The 21,246-nt window shown below is 74.0% G+C and carries 27 protein-coding genes; 9 read left to right on the top strand and 18 right to left on the bottom strand.

Annotated features, from left to right (window positions below; genetic code table 11):
- Positions 1 to 20: 20 nt before the first annotated feature.
- A complete protein-coding gene (locus ACLWS4_RS18440) occupies positions 21 to 401 on the top strand; it encodes a winged helix-turn-helix transcriptional regulator (protein ID WP_074005307.1) in 381 nt (126 codons plus the stop codon).
- A gap of 115 nt (positions 402 to 516) precedes the next feature.
- On the opposite strand, the gene ACLWS4_RS18435 is transcribed toward ACLWS4_RS18440, so the two are convergent.
- Genes ACLWS4_RS18435 through ACLWS4_RS18425 form a run of 3 tightly spaced genes read right to left on the bottom strand, consistent with a single transcriptional unit; the run spans position 517 to position 2,667 of the window.
- On the bottom strand, positions 517 to 762 hold the full coding sequence (locus ACLWS4_RS18435) for a hypothetical protein (RefSeq protein ID WP_388048250.1): 246 nt from the start codon (positions 760 to 762) through the stop codon (positions 517 to 519).
- A gap of 37 nt (positions 763 to 799) precedes the next feature.
- Positions 800 to 1,987, bottom strand: a complete 1,188-nt coding sequence (locus ACLWS4_RS18430) for a sensor histidine kinase (protein ID WP_416874637.1) — start codon at positions 1,985 to 1,987, stop codon at positions 800 to 802.
- Positions 1,984 to 2,667 (bottom strand): response regulator transcription factor, encoded by a 684-nt coding sequence (locus ACLWS4_RS18425; protein ID WP_416874636.1) that lies wholly within the window; start codon positions 2,665 to 2,667, stop codon positions 1,984 to 1,986. Before ACLWS4_RS18425 ends, ACLWS4_RS18430 begins: the two co-directional genes overlap by 4 nt.
- Before the next feature lie 144 nt (positions 2,668 to 2,811).
- Here ACLWS4_RS18425 and ACLWS4_RS18420 point away from each other — a divergent pair, with 144 nt between their 5' ends.
- Positions 2,812 to 3,492, top strand: a complete 681-nt coding sequence (locus tag ACLWS4_RS18420; protein WP_416874635.1) for a M15 family metallopeptidase — start codon at positions 2,812 to 2,814, stop codon at positions 3,490 to 3,492.
- A gap of 248 nt (positions 3,493 to 3,740) precedes the next feature.
- Positions 3,741 to 4,655: an endonuclease/exonuclease/phosphatase family protein gene (locus ACLWS4_RS18415; protein WP_416874634.1), complete on the top strand. Its 915-nt coding sequence runs from the start codon at positions 3,741 to 3,743 to the stop codon at positions 4,653 to 4,655.
- Positions 4,656 to 4,687: 32 nt separating this feature from the next.
- On the opposite strand, the gene ACLWS4_RS18410 is transcribed toward ACLWS4_RS18415, so the two are convergent.
- From ACLWS4_RS18410 to ACLWS4_RS18375, 8 genes are all read right to left on the bottom strand, one after another.
- Positions 4,688 to 5,200: a GDSL-type esterase/lipase family protein gene (locus ACLWS4_RS18410; protein WP_416874633.1), complete on the bottom strand. Its 513-nt coding sequence runs from the start codon at positions 5,198 to 5,200 to the stop codon at positions 4,688 to 4,690.
- 263 nt (positions 5,201 to 5,463) lie between these two features.
- Positions 5,464 to 6,117, bottom strand: coding sequence for a hypothetical protein (locus ACLWS4_RS18405; protein WP_416874632.1), 654 nt, complete (start codon positions 6,115 to 6,117; stop codon positions 5,464 to 5,466).
- A gap of 219 nt (positions 6,118 to 6,336) precedes the next feature.
- A complete protein-coding gene (locus tag ACLWS4_RS18400) occupies positions 6,337 to 7,332 on the bottom strand; it encodes a hypothetical protein (protein WP_416874631.1) in 996 nt (331 codons plus the stop codon).
- The gene (locus ACLWS4_RS18395; protein WP_416874630.1) at positions 7,329 to 8,183 is read right to left on the bottom strand and encodes a hypothetical protein; all 855 of its coding nucleotides are present in this window, start codon (positions 8,181 to 8,183) and stop codon (positions 7,329 to 7,331) included. Before ACLWS4_RS18395 ends, ACLWS4_RS18400 begins: the two co-directional genes overlap by 4 nt.
- Positions 8,180 to 8,998: a hypothetical protein gene (locus ACLWS4_RS18390; RefSeq protein WP_380740498.1), complete on the bottom strand. Its 819-nt coding sequence runs from the start codon at positions 8,996 to 8,998 to the stop codon at positions 8,180 to 8,182. The genes ACLWS4_RS18395 and ACLWS4_RS18390 overlap by 4 nt, the downstream gene beginning before the upstream one ends.
- Before the next feature lie 55 nt (positions 8,999 to 9,053).
- Positions 9,054 to 9,983: a hypothetical protein gene (locus ACLWS4_RS18385; RefSeq protein WP_416874629.1), complete on the bottom strand. Its 930-nt coding sequence runs from the start codon at positions 9,981 to 9,983 to the stop codon at positions 9,054 to 9,056.
- Positions 9,984 to 10,277: 294 nt separating this feature from the next.
- The gene (locus ACLWS4_RS18380; protein WP_074005297.1) at positions 10,278 to 10,880 is read right to left on the bottom strand and encodes a response regulator transcription factor; all 603 of its coding nucleotides are present in this window, start codon (positions 10,878 to 10,880) and stop codon (positions 10,278 to 10,280) included.
- Complete coding sequence (locus tag ACLWS4_RS18375; protein ID WP_416874628.1) at positions 10,877 to 12,127, bottom strand: sensor histidine kinase; 1,251 nt, start codon at positions 12,125 to 12,127, stop codon at positions 10,877 to 10,879. Before ACLWS4_RS18375 ends, ACLWS4_RS18380 begins: the two co-directional genes overlap by 4 nt.
- Positions 12,128 to 12,364: 237 nt before the next feature.
- Here ACLWS4_RS18375 and ACLWS4_RS18370 point away from each other — a divergent pair, with 237 nt between their 5' ends.
- The 4 genes from ACLWS4_RS18370 (at position 12,365) to ACLWS4_RS18355 (ending at position 15,245) form a co-directional block, all read left to right on the top strand.
- Positions 12,365 to 13,009: a hypothetical protein gene (locus ACLWS4_RS18370; protein ID WP_380740504.1), complete on the top strand. Its 645-nt coding sequence runs from the start codon at positions 12,365 to 12,367 to the stop codon at positions 13,007 to 13,009.
- Between the two features lie 34 nt (positions 13,010 to 13,043).
- Positions 13,044 to 13,643, top strand: a complete 600-nt coding sequence (locus ACLWS4_RS18365) for an RICIN domain-containing protein (protein WP_380740506.1) — start codon at positions 13,044 to 13,046, stop codon at positions 13,641 to 13,643.
- A gap of 77 nt (positions 13,644 to 13,720) precedes the next feature.
- Positions 13,721 to 14,320, top strand: a complete 600-nt coding sequence (locus ACLWS4_RS18360; protein WP_387969256.1) for an RICIN domain-containing protein — start codon at positions 13,721 to 13,723, stop codon at positions 14,318 to 14,320.
- 76 nt (positions 14,321 to 14,396) lie between these two features.
- Entirely contained in the window at positions 14,397 to 15,245 is an 849-nt protein-coding gene (locus tag ACLWS4_RS18355) for a helix-turn-helix domain-containing protein (RefSeq protein WP_416874627.1), read from the top strand.
- On the opposite strand, the gene ACLWS4_RS18350 is transcribed toward ACLWS4_RS18355, so the two are convergent.
- The 6 genes from ACLWS4_RS18350 to ACLWS4_RS18325 form a co-directional block, all read right to left on the bottom strand.
- Positions 15,221 to 15,877 (bottom strand): class I SAM-dependent methyltransferase, encoded by a 657-nt coding sequence (locus ACLWS4_RS18350; RefSeq protein WP_380782864.1) that lies wholly within the window; start codon positions 15,875 to 15,877, stop codon positions 15,221 to 15,223. The two genes, ACLWS4_RS18355 and ACLWS4_RS18350, sit on opposite strands and share 25 nt — an antisense overlap.
- A gap of 74 nt (positions 15,878 to 15,951) precedes the next feature.
- On the bottom strand, positions 15,952 to 16,695 hold the full coding sequence (locus ACLWS4_RS18345) for a CPBP family intramembrane glutamic endopeptidase (protein ID WP_416874626.1): 744 nt from the start codon (positions 16,693 to 16,695) through the stop codon (positions 15,952 to 15,954).
- A 142-nt stretch (positions 16,696 to 16,837) separates the two neighbouring features.
- Positions 16,838 to 17,041, bottom strand: a complete 204-nt coding sequence (locus tag ACLWS4_RS18340; protein ID WP_416874625.1) for a DUF397 domain-containing protein — start codon at positions 17,039 to 17,041, stop codon at positions 16,838 to 16,840.
- Between the two features lie 174 nt (positions 17,042 to 17,215).
- On the bottom strand, positions 17,216 to 17,512 hold the full coding sequence (locus ACLWS4_RS18335; RefSeq protein WP_416874624.1) for a hypothetical protein: 297 nt from the start codon (positions 17,510 to 17,512) through the stop codon (positions 17,216 to 17,218).
- Between the two features lie 321 nt (positions 17,513 to 17,833).
- On the bottom strand, positions 17,834 to 18,037 hold the full coding sequence (locus ACLWS4_RS18330; RefSeq protein WP_416874623.1) for a DUF397 domain-containing protein: 204 nt from the start codon (positions 18,035 to 18,037) through the stop codon (positions 17,834 to 17,836).
- The gene (locus ACLWS4_RS18325) at positions 18,027 to 18,896 is read right to left on the bottom strand and encodes a helix-turn-helix domain-containing protein (protein ID WP_416874622.1); all 870 of its coding nucleotides are present in this window, start codon (positions 18,894 to 18,896) and stop codon (positions 18,027 to 18,029) included. Before ACLWS4_RS18325 ends, ACLWS4_RS18330 begins: the two co-directional genes overlap by 11 nt.
- Before the next feature lie 248 nt (positions 18,897 to 19,144).
- Between ACLWS4_RS18325 and ACLWS4_RS18320 the strand changes: the two genes are divergently transcribed.
- Entirely contained in the window at positions 19,145 to 19,537 is a 393-nt protein-coding gene (locus ACLWS4_RS18320) for an ATP-binding protein (RefSeq protein ID WP_416874621.1), read from the top strand.
- Positions 19,534 to 19,809, top strand: a complete 276-nt coding sequence (locus ACLWS4_RS18315) for a hypothetical protein (protein WP_416874620.1) — start codon at positions 19,534 to 19,536, stop codon at positions 19,807 to 19,809. Before ACLWS4_RS18320 ends, ACLWS4_RS18315 begins: the two co-directional genes overlap by 4 nt.
- Before the next feature lie 277 nt (positions 19,810 to 20,086).
- On the opposite strand, the gene ACLWS4_RS18310 is transcribed toward ACLWS4_RS18315, so the two are convergent.
- Positions 20,087 to 21,070 (bottom strand): helix-turn-helix domain-containing protein, encoded by a 984-nt coding sequence (locus tag ACLWS4_RS18310; RefSeq protein ID WP_049655487.1) that lies wholly within the window; start codon positions 21,068 to 21,070, stop codon positions 20,087 to 20,089.
- Between the last annotated feature and the right edge of the window lie 176 nt (positions 21,071 to 21,246).

Below are 21,246 nucleotides of genomic sequence, written 5' to 3'. Positions count from 1 at the left end.
CCAATGGGTACCATCGGCGCGTGACGACGACCCGTACGGCGAAGACCCACGCCCCCGACTGCACCGACCCCAAGTCCGTCTACGCCGCGGCCTGCCCCTGCCGCGACATGCTCGACCTGCTGGCCAACAAGTGGAGCGCCCTCGCCCTGGGCGCCCTGGAGGACGGCCCGCAGCGCTTCGGCGCACTGCGTACCCGCCTGCAGGGCGTCAGCCCGAAGGTCCTCACCCAGACCCTGCGCAGGCTGGAGGAGCACGGCCTGGTCCACCGCGAGATCCACGCCGAGGTCCCCCCGCGGGTCGAGTACAGCCTCACCCCGCTGGGCGTGGACGCCTGCGCCCCGCTGGCGCACCTGCGCACCTGGGTGGAACGCAACATCGACCGCTTCCCCGTGACCGGCTGAGGACGATCGGCGGCGGACGCCTGCGGGTCGTGCTCGGCGACCGGTCGTACTCGGCGACGGCAGGCGGTACGGCCGTCCCGGTCGGCTCCGAAGTCTGCTTCAAAGCCGGCTCCGCTCAGGGCCCGGACGGGGCGTCGACGGCCTTCGCCCTGCACCGCGGGCAGCTTCCGCGCCGCTTCCTCGCGACGAACGGATGCCGGTAGACCGTCACCCGGCGCCGGGGGATGCCGCAGAGCGTCGCCGGGCCGGCCAGGGCGTGCTCCAGGGCCGGGTCGCCGGTCTCCCGGCTTGCGGCGAAGCCCGTCGGAGCGAGCCCGAGCGTGAACCGGAGGGAACGGAGGCGGCGACCGAGCTGCGGCATGACCGCCACCTTCCCACACGGCTCTTCCACCGTGACGTCAACGAGAACCGGGCAGACCGGGCAGGCCCGGCAGGTCGAGGGTGGCGCGGAGGCCGCCGGCGGGTTCGGGGGCGAGGTGGAGGGCCCCGTGGTGGGCGTCGGTGACGGCGGCGACGATGGCCAGGCCCAGGCCGTGGCCGCGGCGGGCCGGGTCGGTCTCGGCGGTGCGTCCGCGCCCGCGCAGGAACGGTTCGGTGAAGGTGGCCACGGCCTCCGCCGTCAGCTGGGGGCCGGTGTTGGCGACGGTCAGGCGCACCCGCCCGGGCCGTTCGGGGTCGGCCCCGGTGGCGACGGTGACCCGCCCGCCGGTCGGCAGGTTGTGCCGCAGCGCGTTGTGCAGCAGGTTGACGGCCGCCTGGCGCAGCAGGACGGGGTTGCCGGTGGTCGGGGCGGGGCGCAGGTCGGCGGTGAGGGTGACGCCGAGGGTCCGGGCCTCGTCGCGGACGGCGGCCAGTGCCTCGCCGGTGGCGGTGGCGAGGTCGGTGGGGGCGAGGTCGGGCGGGGCGTGGCCGAGGTCGGCGAGCTGGAGCAGGGCCTCGCTGATCTCGATGCCGCGCTGGTTGGTGTCCTGGAGGCGGCTGACGAGCCGGCCCCAGTCCTGGCCGGCCGGGTCGGCGGCGGCGACCTGGAGCATGGTGCGGGTGATCGCCAGCGGGGTGCGCAGTTCGTGGGAGGCGTTGGCGGCGAAGCGCTGCTGGGCCTCGAAGGAGTGCTGGAGGCGGGCGAGCATCTCGTCGAAGGCGTCGGAGAGGTCGGTGAACTCGTCGCGCGGCCCGGTGAGGGCGATGCGGTGTTCCAGCGCGCCGCCCGCGGCGCGGTGGGCGGCGCGGGTGATGTCCTGCAGCGGGCGCAGCACCCGGCCGGCGATCAGCCAGCCGCCGACCAGGCCGACGGCGGTCAGCAGGGCCAGGGCGTAGCCGCTGGCGGTGAGCAGGGAGCGCAGGATCTCCTGGCGGGAGGGGGCGTCGGAGCGGTAGCGCGGGTTGGAGGAGGTGAGGGGGTAGTTGGGCACGTAGCGCATGCCGACGTAGACGACGGCGAGGCAGAGGACGCCGGCGGTGACGGCGAAGAGGGTGTAGCTGAGGGTCAGGCGCATCCGGGCGGTCAGTCGGCGCGGGCGGGTTCCGGTGCGGCGTCCGCCCGTACGGCGCCCGGGGGCGGAGGCGGGGTCGGGGTCGGGGTTCACTGCGGGGTGCCTTCCTGGCGCGGGTCGGTGAGGCGGTAGCCCACGCCCGGCACGGTCTGGATCACCCACGGGTCGCCGAGGCGTTTGCGCAGGCCGGAGATGGTGATGCGGACCGCGTTGGTGAAGGGGTCGGCGTTCTCGTCCCAGGCGCGTTCCAGCAGGTCCTCGGCGCTGATGACGCCGCCGTGCGCCGCCATCAGGACCTCCAGGACGGCGAACTGCTTGCGGGACAGGCCCACGTAGCGGTCGTCGCGGTAGACCTCGCGGCGGAAGGGGTCCAGGCGCAGCCCGGCGTACTCCAGGACGGGCGGCGCGGCCTGGGCCGGGCGGCGGGCCAGGGAGCGCAGCCGGACGACGAGTTCGGCGAGGTCGAAGGGCTTGGTGAGGTAGTCGTCGGCGCCGAGTTCGAAGCCGGCGACCTTCTCGTTCAGGCGGGCGGCGGCGGTGAGCATCAGCACCCGGCAGCCCAGGCCCTGCTCGACGATGCTGCGGCAGACGTCGTCGCCGTGGGTGCCGGGGATGTCGCGGTCGAGGACGACGACGTCGTAGCTGTGGACGGCCAGGCGCTCCAGCGCCGCGTCGCCGTCGGTGACGATGTCGCAGGCCATCGCCTCCAGCCGCAGTCCGGCCTGGACCGCCTCCGCGAGGTAGATCTCGTCCTCCACCACCAGGACCCGCACGTGCCGTTCTCCCTCGCTCCGCTGTTCGTACCCATTGGACCCGATGGGGCCTATCGAAAACGTATCGGCCTGCGCAGACGTCCTCGCAACACCGACTTTCCTCCAATGGTCCGGCAACGGACGAGCACCACCGGGAGGCAGGAAATGGGCACGACGGACACCCCGACGGAGACGGGGACCAGCACGGCCACGGGCACGGAGACGAGGACGGGGACGGCCGCGCGGAGCGGACGGCAGCGGCGGCTGGCCGCGGGCGCCGCCGCGACGGCGGTGCTGGCCCTGGCCGGGGCGTGCGCCGCCGACCCGCCGGGCACCGAGGCCGTCCTGCGCACCCTGGCGGCCACCGTCACCGCCCAGCCCGTCACCGCCCAGCCCGTCACGACGGAGGCGGAGGCGGACGGGGAGATACCCGACGGCCGGACGCTGACCCCCTCCGACACCGGCTCCCCCGCCGTGGGCAACCTGGACGGTCCGCTGCGCGAGGCCCTGCAGCAGGCGGCCGTCGACGCGCGGGCCAAGGGCATCGAGATGACCGTCACCTCCGGCTGGCGCAGCAAGGCCTACCAGCAGCGGCTGCTGGACCGGGGGGTGGTCACGTACGGGAGCCTGGAGCAGGCCCGGAAGTTCGTCAACACGCCGGAGAAGTCCGCGCACGTCAGCGGCAAGGCGGTGGACGTCGGCCCGACCAGCGCCGACTACTGGCTGATCCAGAACGGCGCCCGGTACGGGCTGTGCCAGGTGTACGCCAACGAGATCTGGCACTTCGAACTGCTCACGACGCCGGGCGGGACCTGCCCGGCGCCGCTGCCGGACGCCGCAGGGTGAGGGGGCGCGCCGTGACCGCTCCCGCCGGTTCCGACACGCCCGCCGAGGCACCCGACGGGGCGCCCGCCGGGGCCGCCCGGCCGTCCCGGCGACGGTCCGCACCCGGGTGGTGGGCCGTACGCCGGTGGCTGGCCGCACCCCGGTGGCCGATCGCACGAGGGCGACGGGCCGCACGGGGGCGACAAGCCGCACCCCGCCGACGGGCCGTGCCCCGCTGGCGCGCCGTCCCCCGGTGGCGGCGCGGGCGCGTGCCCGCCGCGCTCGGGCTGCTCACCGCGCTCGCCCTGGGCGGCCACCGGCTGGTGCCGGAACTGGGCGTGGGCCTGGGCAGCCTGTGGGAGAGCGCCCTGCCCTGGAGCGCCCTGGTGGCGGTGGCGGCGCTGCTGTGCGCGGCGCTGCGCCGGGCACCGGCGGCGGCCTGCGCGGGCGGGGTGCTGGCGGTGGTGTGGGCGGTGGCGTTCGGGCCGCTGCTGCTGGGCGGCGGGGCTCCGGCGCACGGGGCGTCGACGGGCGGGGCCGGCGGGCCGGGGCTGACGGTGGTCACCCACAACGTGAACGCCGCCAACCCGGACCCGGCCGGCACCGCCCGCGCCCTGCTCGCCGCCAGCCCGGACCTGGTCGCGCTGGAGGAGGTCACCGACGCCGCCCTGCCCGCCTACCAGGGCGTGCTGGACAAGGCGCTGCCCCACCACGCCCGCACCGGCACCGTCGCGCTGTGGAGCCGCTACCCGGTGACGGAGTCCCGGCGGCTGGTCATCGACCCCGGCTGGAACCGCTCCCTGCGGGCCGAAGTCAGCGCCCCTGGCGGGCCGTTGGCCGTCTACGTCGCCCACCTCGCCTCGGTGCGGATGACCGCCACCGGCTTCGCCACCGCCCACCGCGACCGCGACATCGCCGCCCTCGGCCAGGCCCTGGACGCCGAACCACTGCGCCGGGTCCTGCTGCTGGGCGACCTCAACACCGCCGCCGACGACCGCGCCCTCGCCCCGCTCACCAGCCGCCTCACCCCCGCGCGCAGCGGCTTCGGCTTCAGCTGGCCGTCCGCCCTCCCCCTGGCCCGGATCGACCACATCCTCACCCGCGATCTCCCCGCCACCGCCACCTGGACCCTGCCCGCCACCCCCAGCGACCACCGCCCGGTGGCGGCACGGCTGCGGGGGTGACGGCGGGGGCCCGGCGGCAGGCCCGCGCCCGGTCAGGCGACCAGCCGAAGCCAGGCCGCCGCGAGGGCGGCGTGGCCGGCCGGCGTCGGGTGGACGCCGTCCTCGGCCCAGTGCTCGGCCCCGCTCGTCGCGGCGAGTTCGGCGAACCTGCCGTCGGCGGCGAGCAGGTGGGCCCCGTAACGGCGGGCGAGCCTGCGGACGGCCTGGATCTTCGGGTCCAGGTCGGCGCGCCACCGCTCGCGTTCCTTCTCGCCGATGAGCGCGGCGCCGGCCTCGACGGTGCCGCGGATCGGCAGGAGGAACGGCTCGATGAGGACGAGTTCCGTGCCCGCTTCGGCGAGGGGCGCGAGGAGGCGGTCGTAGCCCGCCTCGAAGCGTTCGGCGGGGATCGGGTACCCCCGCGGGTCGAGGATGTGCCGGCCCGCGTCGTTGACCCCGACGAGGATCGAGACGACGTCCGGGCGCGCGTCGAGGACGTCCGTCTGCCAGCGGGCTTCCAGGTCCGTCACCTTGTCGCCCGCGTTCGCGGTGTTCAGCCAGGTCACCGGGCCGGTCGGGGTGGCGGTGGGCCCACTCGCCCGCGACCCGCAGCGGGTAGCCGTGTCCGAGGCCGTCCCCGCTCTCCCGGCGGCGGCAGTCGGTGGTCGAGTCGCCGGTGAACAGCACGGTGCTTCCCGGCCGGAGGGTGACCGTCATGGGTGCTCCTCGCGAGGGGTGGGTCCGGACCTCTCGAAGGTGCCGGGCCGCACTGTCACCGCGCTGACGTCAACCTTCATCTCACCTGTGGGAACCGTGAGATGACGATGTGTCAGCCGATGGGGACGGCGTCCTTCGGCAGGGTGTGCCAGTTGGTGACGACCGGCTTGTCGACCGGGGTGGTGCCGACGGGGACGGTCACCGGGTTCGGGTCGGGGGTGCCGATGCCGATGATGACGTCGGTGTACTGGACCGCCTGGTTGCCCTTGGTGGTCTTGGTCATGATGCCCGCGTACACGGTCTTGGCGCCGCTCAGGGTGATCTGCTCTCCCGCTCCACGCTCGAAGGCGGCGGCCTCGATGCCGCCCGAGCCGAACGCGATGACGGGGTGGCCTGCAGGGAGCGTGCAGGTGATGCCCGACTTGGCCTTGGCGCTGATCAGGAGGTAGCCGCCGGCCTGGGTTTCGGCCTTCGCGCCGAAGTCCAGGTCGTTGGCGCCGCAGACCTGGCCGTACCCGCTCTTGTCGCCGGGTGCGGCGGATGCCGAACCGGCGGGCGCGGCAGGGGACTTGGGCGGGGCGGTCTTCGTCGGTGCGGCTCCGGCCGGCGCGGCCGTGGCGGGCGCGGCGGGCTCGGAGGGCGCGGCGGCCTTGGTCACGGGAGCGGTGGGGGCGGCCGCGTCGCTGTTGTCCGGTCCGCAGGCCGTGGCGGTGGCGGCGATCGCCGCGACGGCGGCGGCGGTGAGGGCGAGGCGGCGCGTGCGCATGGGGGTTCTCCTGCTGTCGTCCCGGCGGTGCGGTTCACCGGCGTGTGATCACCGTACGGGCGGGTCGTTCACGGGCCGGTGCGGGAAATATCCCGATCCTGTCCCAGAAGGCCTGTGTCAGAAGGCTTGTACGGACGGGGTGTTGGACGACGCGGGGGCGGGGAACGCCGCCGGGCCGGCCCCCGCAGGAAGGGGGCCGGCCCGGTGGAACGGGGCGGGTCAGCCGAGCAGTTCGCCCTGGAGGGTGACGACCTGCCGGAAGGGCGCGGTGGGCACGCCGGCGGGGTTGGTCATGGTGATGACGGCGACGACGTCGGCGGCGGAGAGGTAGGCGACGCGGGCGGTGGGGGCGCCCTTGGTGCCGGCCGTGGTGGACTCCACGAGGGTCAGGCTGCTGCCGTCGAGGGCGTCCCAGTCGTCGTGGGGGGTGCCCTTGGTGGAGGGTGCGGCCTTGGGGCCGCCCTTGGAGCGCACGTCGGCGAAGGCGCCCCAGGACTCCCGGACGGAGCCGAAGCGCAGCAGCCGGATCTGGGTGCGGGTGCCGTCGGAGGCGGTCCACTCCCGGACGGTGGCCGCGCGGCAGGCGTGCTCCAGCAGCACGGAGCGCATCTTGACCGGGTCCTGCTGCTCGTCGGCGATCGCGTCGCAGGGCACCCACTGGCCGAACGCGGATCCGGCAGCGGAGGCGGAGTCCGAGGGCGCCGGGGAGGCCGGGGCCGACGGGGCGGCGGTCGGCGAGCCCGAGGGGGTGGCGGCCGCGGTGGGCGCCGGGAAGACCGGCGGGGTCAGCGAGCCGCCGGCCTCCTTGGGCGCGGGCAGCAGCAGGTAGCGCAGGTCCGCGTGGTGCGGGGACTTGCCCTTGTCGTCCGGGGCCTCCTGGCCCGCGGGCAGCGGAGGCAGCGTCAGCGGCGCGAAGGTGTAGCGGCCGTCGCTCGCGGTGGCCAGGCCCGGCAGGTCGGTCCGGTCGGGGGCGGTGACGGCCAGCGCGCTGCCGGTGCCGGCAAGGGCGAACACCAGGACGGCGCCGCTCCAGCGCACCGCGGCCTTGCGGCGCCGGGTGCGGCGGGCCTCCTGCTCCGCGAGGGCCGCGGGGTCCTCGGCGGCGGCGAAGGGCTCGGCGACGGGCGCGGCGAGCGCCTCCAGGACCGGATCGGCCCCCTTCCCGGGCACGGGCGCGTTCGCGGGCGCGGGCGGCGGGGTGGCGTGGTCGGTCATACGGAGGCTCCGGGGCGGGCGAGGCGGTCGAGCTGGAGGGTGAACAGGGCGACGATCTTGTCCTTGGGCAGCGGCGCCACGCCCTCGGCGCTCATGACCACCAGGAGGTCGCCCTCGGCGGCCGAGCACTCCAGGTAGTCGATCGGCGCGGACGGCGGCGCCGGCATCAGGTAGCAGTGCGCCTCGGGGTGCCCGGGGACGGCCGGGCCGACCCGGAACAGGCCGGTGTCGCCGGTGAAGACCGCGGTGTACTCGTTGATCCGCTGCACTTCCTGCTGGTTGAACTGGCGCAGCTTCAGGCCGATCACCAGGTCGTCCCCGTCGGCGAGGTAGGTGCGCACGCCGGAGGCCTTGACGTGCATGCCCTCCCAGTAGGCGCGCATCTTGTCGCGCTTGTCCTTGGGGAGCTGCTGGAGGTCGGCGTCCATCTCGGCGGACAGCTGCTCGCCGTTCTGCTCGCTGTCGTGGCCGTAGCCGCCGTCGTCCGGGCCGGGCCGGTAGCCGGCCGGCACGGGCAGCAGCAGGTCGCGCATCGAACCGAAGTGGCTGCCGTTGGACTTGGCACCGTACGGCGTGGCGGTCGCGGTGGGGGTGGGACCGGTGGACGGCGCGGCGGCGGTGGCCGGCGCGGGGTCGTCGTACTGGGTCTTGATGATGCCCACGCCGACGGCCACGCCGACCAGCGCGGCCGCGGCGGTCGCGGCCCCCGCGCGCAGCAGGCGGCGGGAGGCGGGGCTCGGGCCTGCGGGCGCGGCGGGTGCGGCGGGCGCGGCGGACCCGATGGGCGAACCCTCGGGTGCCGGTTCGGGCGCGCCCGGGGCGGCGGCGGTGGTCATGGTGTCGTCGTTCACGCGAGCCGCTCCCACTGCCGCTTGGCGAGGTCCTTGAGGGTGTCGGGGTTCACCGGCTTGGTGTCGAGGACCTCGATCGTCATCTGCACCGACCCGCGCTTGGCGCTGGCCCCGCCGTAGTAGTACTGCTCGGTGCTCTCGGCCCAGTGGCTGGGCACGGTGTCCACCTTGTAGCCGCCGCTGGCGCCCTCGGCGAACGGCAGCGGCCAGTAACCGGGACCGGTCTTCGCCTCGTCGGAGCGGTCCTCGGTGAACTGGACCAGCTGGACGCGGTAGAAGACGCCGTCCTTCTTCCAGTCCACCTCGGCCGCGCGCCGGAAGCCGCGCGAGGCGAAGTCCTTGAACCTCTTAGCCGAACCGCCCTTCTCCTCGGCGAGTTCGCCGATCGAGATCCAGCTCGGCTTGTCCGGGTGGTCGTCCCAGGGGGCGCTGCCCTCGGGGGCGCCGATCAGCAGCTTGGTCAGGTCGCCGTCGATGCCGATCGGCGCGGGCTGCTCGGCGGCGAGGGCGGCCGGGTCGACCCGCTCGGCCGGGTAGGCCGGGCGGGCGGCCTGGAGCGGCGGCAGCGGCGTGGGCGGGCGCTGGGCCTGCACGGCGTAGCCGACGCCGCCGCCGGCCAGGGTGCCCAGCACCAGGGCGCAGGCGGTCAGCAGCACGGGGCGGGGGCGGCGCGGGCCGCGCGGGGCCTTCGGGGCGCCGGCCTCGGGTGCGAACGGCGCGGCGGGTACGGCGGGTTCGGGCGCGACGGGCGGTGCGGCGGGCGGCGGCGGAACGGCGGGCGCGGCGGGCACCGGCTCCGCGGGTTCGGTGGTCACGGAAGTGGCTCCAGAGGAGGAGGAAGAAGAGGACGGGGAAAGGGCGGAGCCGGGCTCAGCCGCCGGTGGTGAGCCACTCGCGCTGGCGCTTCATCAGCTCGTTCAGCAGCGCCTTGTCGGGCGTCCCCTTCACGTCGACGTCGATCGTGTACTGGACGTCGCCCTGGCTGGAGATGCCGCTCATCGAGCCGGTGTAGGCCTGCTGCTTGGGGGCCTTCAGGTAGCCGCGGCCGCCGGAGTCGCCGTCGATGTCGAACGGGTCCAGCGACTTGATCTTGTAGTTCTTGGCGAAGTCGGACGCCATCGCGGTGGAGCCGAACTTCAGCAGGGTGACGGTGACTTCGGCCTTGCCGTCGGCGGTCCGGTACATCCGGTTCGCGCCGCCCTTGTAGCCGTAGGACTTGAGGATGTCCATGATGCCGTCCTGCTTGCCGAAGAGGTCGGCGACGTCGTCGTCGCTCATGGCCATCCCGTCCACGGGCCCGTAGGACTCGCCGCCGGCCGGGATGGGGAGCAGGAAGTAGCGCAGGTCGCCCTCGTGCTTGCCGCCGCTGACGGTGCCCTTGACGGTGCTGACGGGGGCGGGCTCGGCCGGGACGGCGGTGGGCACCGGGGCGGGCGCGGCCGAGGGCGTCGCGCTCGCGGCGGCGCTCGCGCCCGCGCTCGCCTTCGACGGGGCCGGGGCGGCCGCGGCGGCCGGGCGGGTGTCGGGCTTGCCGACGGCGACGGTCACGGCGGCGCTGGCCGCGGTGACGGCGAGCAGTCCGGCGGTGGCCAGCGCGACGCCGACGGCGCGCGGCAGCCGGCGCGGGGCCTGCTCCGGTGCGGGCGGTACGGCGGCGCCGGCCTGGGCGTCGGGCGCGGCAGCGGCGGGCGCGGCGGCCTCGGGAGCGGCGGCCTCGGGAGCGGCGGCCCCCGGCGCGGCGGCCGGCTCGGCCGGTGCCGGAGGTCCGGCGGCGGCGCCCTCGTTCTCGGGCTCAGGCAAGGAAATCCCCCCAGTGAAGAATGCGGAATCCCACGCGCGGGCTCCTCACGGGAACCACTCCCCCAGCGGGTTCTCCGGGCATTCCGTCACGCGTGTCGGCAGGAATTATGAAAGGCCGCCGACACCACTGCCAAAACAATCAACCGCCACACTTTCCCCCAATGTTCGACGAATCGGACACACCGTGATCGAACCGCAATGGGCGCTGTCCTGCGGTGATGACGCTGTGTCGACACATCGATTCGAACACGGCCTACTTCCGCCCCGCCGGTTCAGGGGGCCGGACCGGTGCCGTCAGATCCACCCTTCCTCCCAGGCCCGCCGCGCCGCCTCGTGGCGGGTGCGCACGGCGAGCTTGGTGATGGCCCCCGAGAGGTAGTTGCGGACGGTGCCGGGGGCGAGGTGGTGCTGCTCGGCCAGCGCGCTGATCGGCTGGCCCCGGTGGACGGCGCGCAGCACGTCCAGTTCGCGCGGGGTCAGCGGGCAGGGCGTCTCGGTGAGGGCGTGGGTGGCGAGCCGGTGGTCGATGTAGCGGCCGCCGCCGTGGACGTCGCGCAGGATGTCGGCCAGTCGGGTGGCGGGGGTGGTCTTGGGCACGAAGCCCTGGATGCCCGCCGCCAGTGCCCGGCGCAGTACGCCGGGCCGGGCGTGGCGGGTGACGAGGACGACGGGGACGGGGTGGCGGCGGCGGATGGCCTGGGCGGCGCCGACGCCGTCCAGGTGGGGCATCTCCAGGTCCAGCAGGGCGATGTCGACCGGGTGGTCGGCGGCGGCCCGGACGGCCGCGGGGCCGTCGCAGGCCTGGGCGGTGACGGTCAGGTCGGGTTCGAGGTCGAGGAGCGCCGCGAGGGCGCCGCGGGTGAGGTCCTCGTCCTCGGCGAGCAGGATGCGGATCACGCGGGGGCCTCCCGGTCGGTGTGGCCGGCCAGTTCGAAGCGGCCGTCGGGGTGGGTGGTGGTGCCGACGTGCCCGCCGATGGCGTGGAAGCGTTCCCGCAGCCCGGCCAGGCCGCTGCCGTTACCACTGCCGCGGTCGGTGGCGGGGTGCGCCGGGGCGCCGTCGTTGCACAGCAGGACGCGGACCCGGCCCGCGTCCGCGGTGACGGTGATCCGGCAGTGCCGGGCGCGGCTGTGGCGCAGGATGTTGGTGACGCCCTCGCGGACCAGGGCGGCGAAGGCCGGCTGGAGCTGGTGCGGGACGCGTTCGGCGTCGCCGTCGACGGCGGTTCGGATCCCGGCGGCCTCCAGGAGCCCCACGGCGTTGGCCAGTTCGGTGCCCAGGCTGGCGCTCCGGTAGCCGTGGACCACGGCCCGGGACTCCTCCAGGGCGGCGCGCGCCAGTTCGGTGATCTCCCGGAGCTGGGCGCGCGCCTCATGGTCGCTGCGGCCGATCAGCCGCTCGGCCAACTCCCCCTTGAGCGTGATGGCCTGGAGCCGGTGGCCCTGGAGGTCGTGCAGGTCCGCGGCGAAGCGCATCCGCTCCTCCGCCACAGCCAGGTCGGCCGTGGCTTCGCGGACCTGCTCGGCCTCCAGCACCGCCCGCCACAGCCGGAGCAGGACCAGCTCCACCGCGGCGACGAACAGCAGCATCCCGGCGCCGGTCGCCGCCGGCACCCCGGGCAGGAGGCCGGGGGTCTCGTGGCGCCACTGCGCCACCGCCTCGCCCAGCACCGCGCAGACCAGTGCGACCGCCGTCAGCAGCCGGCGCCGCGCCCGGGCCGGCAGGGACAGGGCCAGGGCCGCCGTCATGGCCCCGGGCACCATCGCCCAGTCGAGCGCGGTGTACGGACGGTCCGCCATCTCGCCCCAGGTGGCGACCGCCACGGCCAGCAGCGCGAGGCTCCACCGCCACTCGGCCGCGGAGGGGCGGCGGGGGCCGTACCCCTGTCCCTCCGGCGGGCCGGCACCGGGCTCCCGACCCACGGCGCGAGGCGGCACCGCCCGGCGGACGAGCCGGGTGTGCTGGACCAGGACGGCGACGATCACCGGGGCCGTCAGCGCCGTACGCACCGGGTCCAGGTTGAAGACGACGTCGTTCGCGGCCAGCAGCAGCCACAGGGGCCCCAGGGCGAGCAACGTCCGGCGGGTGAGGAGGCCCAGCCGACCCGGATCGACCACACCGGCCACCGCGAATGAGGTGCTCATGTCCGGCCAGCGTAGAGGCCGTCGCCGGGCCCTGTCTGTAGCCGAACCAGCCAATAGATCATGACAGTTGTCATAAACCGACCGTGACACCGCCCGGCCGGTTCATGGCATCAGCCACTACTGGCGACCGGCGCGCGCCCGCGAGACTCTCCACCGTCTCTCCACGGGGTGCGCGCCCGGGCTTCGCCGCGTGCACACCCTCCCCCCTTACCTTCCACGACCGCTCCAGGAGCACGGATGACCATCGCCCGCAGGACCCGCCGGCGCCGCACCCTCGCCGCCTCCGCCACCACCGCCCTCGCCGTCGGGCTGCTGAGCCTCGGCGCGGCGCCGGCCGCCCACGCCGACACCCTCCCGACCCTGTGCAACCCGGCCGTGGACCACACCACCACGGAGACCCTCAACGTGCAGGTGAACCCCGTCATCACCGACTTCCTGATCTTCAACGTCGCCCCGGGCGCCACCGGGCAGCACAGCGAGACCCTGACCCGGGTCAACTCGGTGACCACCACCGTCGACAACAGGACCGAGATCACCGCCAGCGCGAGCGTCCTGTTCCTCAAGGTCGAGGCCAAGGTCGGCTTCTCCGTCCAGAAGACCACCTCCACCACCACCAGCACCACCGTCAGCGACACCTGGAACCTCAACTCCCCTGGCCGGTACGGCCTCTACCGCGGCACCCGGGTCGTCAGCGGCCAGTACGTCAACCGCGTCTGCGCCCAGACCGGCGGCCCCAACACCGGCATCTGGGTCACCACCTCGCCCAGCCCCGGCACCTTCACCACCTACGAGGCCCCGGAGATCGGCTCGGTCGTCTGCGCGCCCGCCGAACCCGCCGGCACCGTGCGCCGCGCCGCCCAGCTCCTCATCAGCAGCTGCTGACCGCCCCGCCGACCCGACAGCCCTTGGAGATCCCGTGACGAACCCACGCCGCAGCACCGTGCTGCGCGCCCTCGGCGCCACCACCCTCGCCGCACTGTCCGCCCTGACCCTGCCCGCCGCCCCCGCCACGGCCGCGCCCCAGGGCCTGGCCTCAACCGAGTGGCACGGCTACGTCTGCGACGACGGCTACACCCGGATCAGGACGCCCTTCAACCAGCTCGTCGAGCGCAACCAGTACAGCACCTGGGCACAGGCCGTCCAGAACCCCGACACCGGCGGCTACAACCAGCAGTGGAAGCTCTGCCACCACCGGGACGACAGCCAGGCGTTCATCTTCCGCAACCGGCAGAACGAGAACTTCTGCCTGGGCCTGTGGAAGGAGAACCCTGCCGACCCGACCGAGGGGTTCGTCGACGGCGCCGTCCTCTCCGTGTTCGACTGCACGGGCCTGATCTACAGCAACCAGGTCTTCGGGCTGATCCACCCCACGGCCGGCTCCCAGCAGGTTCTGATCCGGATCTCCCACAGCGGGAGCATGCTCACCATCGCCGACCCGAACGGCGGCGCGGGCTCACCGGTGACCCAGTACGGCTACCGGGCGACCGCGTTCACCCTGGAACACCTCGCCGGGTGACCTCCCCCCACCCCACCACGGGCCCGGCCCGCAGCGCCGGCCCCGACGGCCCCGACCCGACGACCCTTGGAGGTCCCGTGACGAACCCACGCCGCAGCACCGTGCTGCGCGCCCTCGGCGCCACCGCCCTCGCCGCACTGTCCGCCCTGACCCTGCCCGCCGCCCCCGCCTCGGCCGCCACCCAGGGCCTGGCCTCCAGCGAGTGGCACGGCTACGTCTGCGACGACGGCTACTACCGGATCAAGACGCCTTTCAACCAGCTCGTCGAGCGCAACCAGTACAGCGCCTGGGGGCAGGCCATCCAGAACCCCGACACCGGCGGCTACAACCAGCAGTGGAAGCTCTGCCACTACAACACCGACAACCAGTCGTTCATCTTCCGCAGCCGGCGGAACGAGGGCGAGTGCCTCGGCCTGTGGAAGCAGAACCCGAACGACGGCGCCACCGGCGGCGAGGGCGCCAACCTCAACGTGTTCGACTGCCAGGGCTGGATCTACGGCAACCAGATCTTCCACTTCCTGTACCCCAACCCTGGCAACACCAGCCAGGTGATCCTCAGGCTCGCGCACAGCGGCTTCTACGCGGCCCTCGGCGACCAGTCCGGCAGCGCCGGCTCGGCCATCGCCCAGTACTCCGACCGGGTGGCCGTGTTCACCCTGGAGCACCTCGCTCCCTGACGTCCCCGTGGCCGTACGGGCCGGGCCGGGCGGCGGTCCGGGCCCGCGGGCGGACGGCTGCGCCTACCGTTGGACCGTGGACGGACAAGCGTGTGGCGAGGAGTGCCCGGTCAGCGGGCCGGACCCGGACGGCCGCGGGGTGCCGTTCGATCGGCCCGATCCAGCCCGCGCCGACCCGGCCCGGCCCGGCGCGGGAGGCGGGCCGGCGGCCGGGGCCGCCGGGGCCGGGGCCCCGCGGTTCGCCGTCGGCCCCGGATACGCCCTCTACCAGGGGCCGTTGGCGGACAGCGGCTTCCACCGGCACGCCACCTTCCAGGTCGCCGTCGCGGCCGCCGCCCGCACGGTGGCCATCGACGACGACACCGGGCGGCGCCACCGCGGGCCCGCGCTCGTGGTGGCGCCGATGGTGCGCCACCGGATGGCCCCGACCCGGGAGGTGCTGACCTTCTACGTCGACCCGCACTGCGCCTTCGCCGACCGGCTGCGCGCGGGCTGCGCACCGGGGGTCGCCGTCGCCCCGCAGTGGCGGGGCCTGACCGAGCGGGACGTCCGGCCCGGTGGCGGGCTGCCCGCCACCGGGCTGGACCCTCGGCTGCGCGCGGCGATGGCGGCGCTGGCCGCCGACGGCCGGGAGCCGCTGGAGGGCCTGGCCGCGCGCGTCGGACTGTCCCCGCAACGCCTGCGGGCCCTGGCACGGCGGCAGTTGGGGGTGCCGCTGGCGCGCTGGCGCAGCTGGCAGCGACTGTCCCGGGCGGCACTGGCCCTCGGCGAGGGGTGCTCCCTGGCGCAGGCGGCGCTCGCGGGCGGGTTCGCCGACCAGGCCCATCTCACCCGGTGGATGCGGGAGTTGACGGGTCTGACACCCTCGCAGGTGCTGCCCGCCCTACGCGGAACGGCGGTTCAGGCCGGACGGCGTGCGGTGTAGAAGGACATCGAGCCGGTCACCGTCGCGACGGTGTCCACCTCGCGCACCCCTTCGAAGCCGGCCTCCGCGATCAGCCGGGGCAGGATGCCGTCGGCGTTCGGCTGGGTGTCCTCCTTGCCGTCGGCGAACTGGACGATCCGGAAGGCCAGCCGCATGGCCGCCGTGCGCTGCCGCCCGTAGTCGGCGATCACCAGCTTCCCGCCGGGGCGCAGCGTGCGGTGCATGGCGGCGAGGACGGCCTGCTTCATCGGGACGGGGCACTGGTGCAGGACGAGGCTGGACACGACGGTGTCGGCGGTCCCGGCGCCGACGACCTCGTCCACCGCGTCACCCATGCCGGTTCGGAAGTCGGGTTCGATCCCGGCCGCGGCGGCCTTGCGGCGGGCCAGGCGCAGCACGGCGGGGTCGGGGTCGACGCCGACGACGGTGGCCTGCGGTTCGGCGCGGCCCAGCAGGACGGCGAAGGACCCGGTGCCGCAGCCGACGTCAACGATGACGTCCCCGGGGCGCGGGGCGGCGTGCATGGCGAGCAGGCTGCGCCACAGGCGTTCGCGGGTGAGCGAGACGATCGGGTCGTAGAGCCCGAGGGCGAGGCGCCCGGCGGCGGGGGTGAAGGTGTCGGTCGGTGTCATCCGGCCAGTGTGGTCGGGTGGTTGGGGCCGCGTCTTGAACGAATCGCTCGCGTCCCCGGGGGCGGATGAGCGCTTCAGGAAGCGGCCGGAGCGGGAGCCGTACGGGCCCGGAGCAGCAGGAGCAGCCCGATCCCGAGCCCCAGGTCGACGGCCAGGCCCAGTGCCTGCAGCCAGTCGGCCGTCTTCCCCGGCGAGTAGATCTCCAGGTAGTCGGACAGCGCGTGCACCAGCACCAGCGGCCAGACGCTCCCGATGTACAGGCGCGCCCCGCACAGGCAGAAGCCGAACGCGCCGGCCTCCAGGACCTGCCACAGCGTGTTGCCCAGGGGCGCGCCAAAGAACAGCCAGTTGCCGAGGTGCCCGACCCCGAACAGCACCGCCGTCAGCACCGCCGCGCGCACCGGGCCGAGCGGCCGCGCGACCTCCAACACCAGTGCCCGGCTGCTCAGTTCCTCGCTGACCCCGATGGCGAGCATCAGCACCACCCCGCCCACCAGGGTCGCCGTGCCGCCCTCGATCCCGGGCAGCGCCGCCAGCCCCGCCACCACGACCAGCGGCAGCAGCACCGGCCAGCGCGCCATCACCCCGAGGCCCGCCACCCCGCCGGTCGCCAACAGCCCCCAGACCCGGAGCAGCACCAGCACCACCGCCGCGCCCGCCAGATTGACCACGGTCGGCCCCAACTGCGGGAACCACCCAGGCTCCAACGGCGGCAGCACCTTCGCCACCACCACGATCACCGCCTGCCAGACGACCGCGACCCCGACCGCCCCCAGCACCGGATGCCGGCGCACCTGGCTCCCCCATCGCTTCAGCACGGCTCGATGGTAGGCGCGGGAACGTCAAGTCAGCGTCAACCCGGACGAGTTGACCCCCAACCGAGATACCGGTGACGGGCGCGCAGGAAGTCGGACCCGCCGACTTCCTGCGTACTCCGCAGAGCCGCCCGACAAGGACGCTTCAGGAACTGGCCGGAAAGTCGCCGGCCTGGACACCGGCGACGAAGGACCGCCACGCCTCGGAGGCGAAGGTGAGAGCCGGGCCGTGGGGGTCCTTGCTGTCACGGACGGGGACGGAGTCCAGAAGCCCGCTGGCGACCTCGACGCAGTCGCCGCCTTCGCCGCCGCTGTAGCTGCTCTTGCGCCATGCCAGGCCAGCTGTCATGCGGATGACCTCCTGGGCCCTCAGTCGGTGGTGGGCTGCCCCGCGCGGCGCGGGGCAGCCCACGGTACTGGGCCAGCCGACCACCGGGAAGCCATCCACCCGGACGCCCTCGACGAAGGACCGCGACGCATCCGGGGCGAAGCCGAGGAGCGGGCCGCAGAGGGTGCTTCGTGGCTACCAGGCGTGCCAGAGTGCGTCGTGGCGGTGGCGGACCGGGGGGATGTCCGCGCCGGCGAGGTCGTGGCCGGCGCGGTGCAGTCCGCAGATCCGCTGGGCGTCGAGCCGGCCCTGAAGGCGGGCCCGGCCTTCGGCCGTGGCGATCTCGGTGGAGAAGTACCCCGTCCTGCAGTCGAGCACCTGCCACTGCCAGGAGGTGATCCGGCGGCGCGTCTTCTTGGGGGCGGGGCGGCGGCCTTCGCGGGCGGCCCGGGCCAGTTCGGCGCGGGTGTAGCGCAGGTCGTACAAGGACATGGAGTGCGATGCGCCTTCTTGGACGCGGAGTTGTCGGGGAGTCGTACGGACGGTTCGGGACATCAGGGGCCTCCGTAGGGCCCTCCGGGCTCTCCAGAGGTACCTACGGCGGGTGCGAATCGGTCAGCACGAATCAGCCTCCAGCGGTCGGGGCGGCCTACCCGGCAGCACAGTAGTCACGAGGAGGCGTGGAGGCTTCAGGTTTTCCGCCCGTCCCCCGCTGCGAGGTCGAGGCGCTCCGAGGGCCCTCACGCTGGCCCAGCGCATCAAGCAGACCGGGCAGCCCTGCGTGCTCCGCAGGGCCGCCCGGCAAGAAACGCCTCAGGAACCGGACGGAAAGTCGCCCGCCCGGACACCGGCGACGAAGGACTGCCACGCCTCGGGGGCGAAGGTGAGAGCCGGGCCGTGGGGGTCCTTGCTGTCGCGGACGGGGACGGAGTCCAGAAGCCCGCTGGCGACCTCGATGCAATCGCCGCCTTCGCCGCCGCTGTAGCTGCTCTTACGCCATGCCAGGTCAGCTGTCATTGCGATAGTTCTCCTTCAGTAGCCGAGCCATCCAGGTAGCGGACTCCTGCGGGCTCATTGCCATCTCGGTCAGCCGGTCGAAAACGAACTCGTGCCGCGCGATATCAGCTTCCCTCTCCAGATAGAGGCTGCTGGTCAGCGCTTCGACGTAGACGAGGTGACCGGGCACGTCCGAGAACGACAGGATGCGGAACGACATGCTCATCGCGGCGTGCGCGCCAGCGCTGAGCGGCAGCACCCGGACGGAGAGGTTCGGTCGCTCGACAAGCTTCAGGAGATGCAGGATCTGGTCGCGCATCACCCCGGGGCCGCCGATGGGCCGACTCAGCGCCACTTCGTTGAGAACCGCGTGGATGACGGGCGGGTCCGTCCGGTGGAGGACTTCCTGCCGTTGCAGCCTGAGTTGCGACCGGCGATCGACAGCGCCCTCTATGTCGCCGTCCTGCCCCACCAGGGAAGCGCGGAAGATCGCGCGGGAGTATTCGGGAGTCTGGAAGAGCCCCGGAATCAACTCCGTCTCGTACGAGCGAATCCGCGCGGCGTCGGCCTCAAGGCCCACGTAGGTCTGAAACCAGTCCGGCAGGGTGTCCGCGTAGTCGTGCCACCAGCCGCGCTGCGTGCTGCGGCGGGTCAGCGAGATGAACTGCCGCAACTCGGCCTCGTCGCTGACGCCGTACAGTTCGAGCATCGCGCGAATGTCTGATTCCTTCAGAGTCGTCTGACCCGACTCGATCCGCGACACCTTGGTTGCACTGAAGCCGAGTTCGTCCGCAACGGACTTGGCCTGACGCCCGGTCCGTTCGCGCAATCGTCGCAGCTCGGAGCCGAGCCTACGGCGCAGCACGGTTGGACTGTCCACGCTCGTCGCTCCCTCTTGGTTGACGTCGGGTCACAGTCTGCCACCTCCCTCGGTGATCACAAGACTCTTGCGATCCCACGCAATTGCGCGGGAGTGCGCTTGCGCAATGAAGCCATCGCAGAGCATGCTACCGGGAGTAGCGATTCAGGTCTCCTGAGTGACCATGACTGACCTGCTGCCGGGCATCCCCATGCCTCCGCCCGACTTCCGCATGGCTTCAAACTCCGCGTCTGGAAGGTGGATTCGCCATGTCCTGCCACTCCTCCACCACCTGGCTGCCGCGCAGCCGCCGCTCCCCCGGCGAGGGGCGCTCCCTCCTCGCCTCGCTCCTCGCCTCCACCCCCGCCGGTGAGTCGTACCGCGACTCCGGGCTCCTGATCGTCTCGGAGCTCGTCACCAACGCCCTCGTCCACGGGACGCCGCCCGGCCACCGCATCTACCTCTCCCTCGACCTCGACCCCGCCCGCCTCCGCATCGAGGTGCACGACGCCCGGCGGAACCGCGAACCGGTCCTGCGCGCCCTCACCCTCGACGGCGAGGCCGGACGCGGCCTCCACCTCGTCAAGTCCCTCTCCACCCGCACGGGTTGCTCCCCGCGCGAGCACACCGGCAAGATCGTCTGGTCGGAGGTGACCGCGTGAGGGCCGATCACGACGTCCTCGTGGAGATCCCGGACCACCAGCCGCCCGCCGTCCACACCCTCAGCGACGACCTCCTGCGCCGGCTCTGGGACTCGGTCCGCTACCGCCCGATGTCCCGCTTCCAGCACTACGCTCTGGAGCGCCGCCTCACCGGCCCCTGCGCCCGGCGCGACCTCATCCGCGACCTCGCCGACGAACCCGTCCTCGTCATCCCCACCGGCGACCGCGAGATCCGCATCAGCTGGGCCAACCCCGCCCAGCAGCCCACGTGATCGACCACGTCCGGCGCTGAGACCCGGTCGGCCCCCAGCCCGGACCGCCGCCTCAGCACCGGCCGGTCCACTCCCCGCTCCACTTCGACGACGGCCGCGTCGCCGCCCGCCGCGAGAAGTCGGCCGATCCGACTTCTCGCGCCCCTCCGCGCCGACGCACCGCGTCAGACGTCAGGCCGGCGCCCCGCCTACAGCCAGCCCCTCCACGCGGCCCGCACCAGAAGTCGGCCGGTCCGACTTCCCACTCCCTCACCTCCGCACCAGAAGCCGCCCCCGCCTACAGCCACCCCCTCCGCGCGGCCTGCACCCCCGCCTGAAAACGGGTGGTGGCCCCGAGGTGCGCCAGCAGGGTGGAGACCCGCCGCACCACCGTGCGCCGTCCCAGCCCCAGCCGGCGGGCGATCGCGTCGTCCGTCGCGCCTCCGGCCATCAACGTGAGGATCCGCCGGTCGCGTTCGTCGATGCGCGGGTCGACGCCGGCCATGGAGGCGGGTACGGCCAGGCGCCACAGCGTCTCGAAGACCGCGCTCAGCGCGTTCAGCAGCCCGGAGGGCCGGATCAGCAGTGAGACGACGCCCGGTCCGTCGTCGGCGCGCAGCGTGACGATGGCCAGGTCGTCGTCCCCGATGGCGAGTTTGAGCGGCGGCTCGTCCAGTGTCCGCGCCTGCTCGCCCGCCTCGATCATCCGGGCCATGTTGGGCCCGGCCACCGGGTCCTGGAACGCGCACCCCTGGTAGATGGCGCGGTAGACGACGCCCGCGGCCATCCGGCGGCGCTGCAGCACCTCCTGGTCGAGGTAGTGGGCGCGGCTGCCGGAGTACGGCGGCACGTCGATGACCCGCACCTGGTGGCGGGCGGCCAGTTGGAGGCGGTGGCTGGCGGCCAGCACCTCGGCCGGGTCGTCGACGACCTCCAGCGCGCCGTAGCTGCCGGTGTCGCGGCGGGCGAAGCGGTAGAGCCGTTCCAGTTCGGCGCCGGCCCGGCGGGCGGCGGCCTGGCGCAGCGCGTCGTGCTGCAGCACCGCCTCGACCACCCGGGCGGGCGGCAGGGCCTCCCAGGCGTGGTCGCGGTCGTCGGCGCTGTCGGTGGTGTCGAAGGCCACCGCGACGCCCTCGTCGGCGAGGTCGCGCAGCACGGCGAGGACGGCCTCCTCGTCCAGGCCCGCCTCCCGCGCCAGTTCGGGTACGCGGGCGCGCGGCCGGCCGACCAGGCAGTGGTAGACGCGGCCGCGTTCGGAGTCCGGTTCCAGTACGTCGTGCACGACACCCCCCAATGTCACGGTGTGCTCCGCCCCTCGTACCCGCCCCGGGCGGAGCCGGGGGAGCCTACCCGCAGCGGCGGCGCACATGCGCCGGTGGCCCAGGTGCGCCACCGGGGGGCTCTGGCGTCCGGGCGGGGCCCCTGGCAAGAGTTGACGGCGATCAGTCACACGACGGA

It is taken from the genome of Kitasatospora sp. SC0581 (genome assembly GCF_048159585.1).
In the GTDB taxonomy this organism is placed as follows: domain Bacteria; phylum Actinomycetota; class Actinomycetes; order Streptomycetales; family Streptomycetaceae; genus Kitasatospora.
Note: the sequence above shows the minus strand (reverse complement) of the source record. Positions and strands in the feature narration are given on the sequence as shown.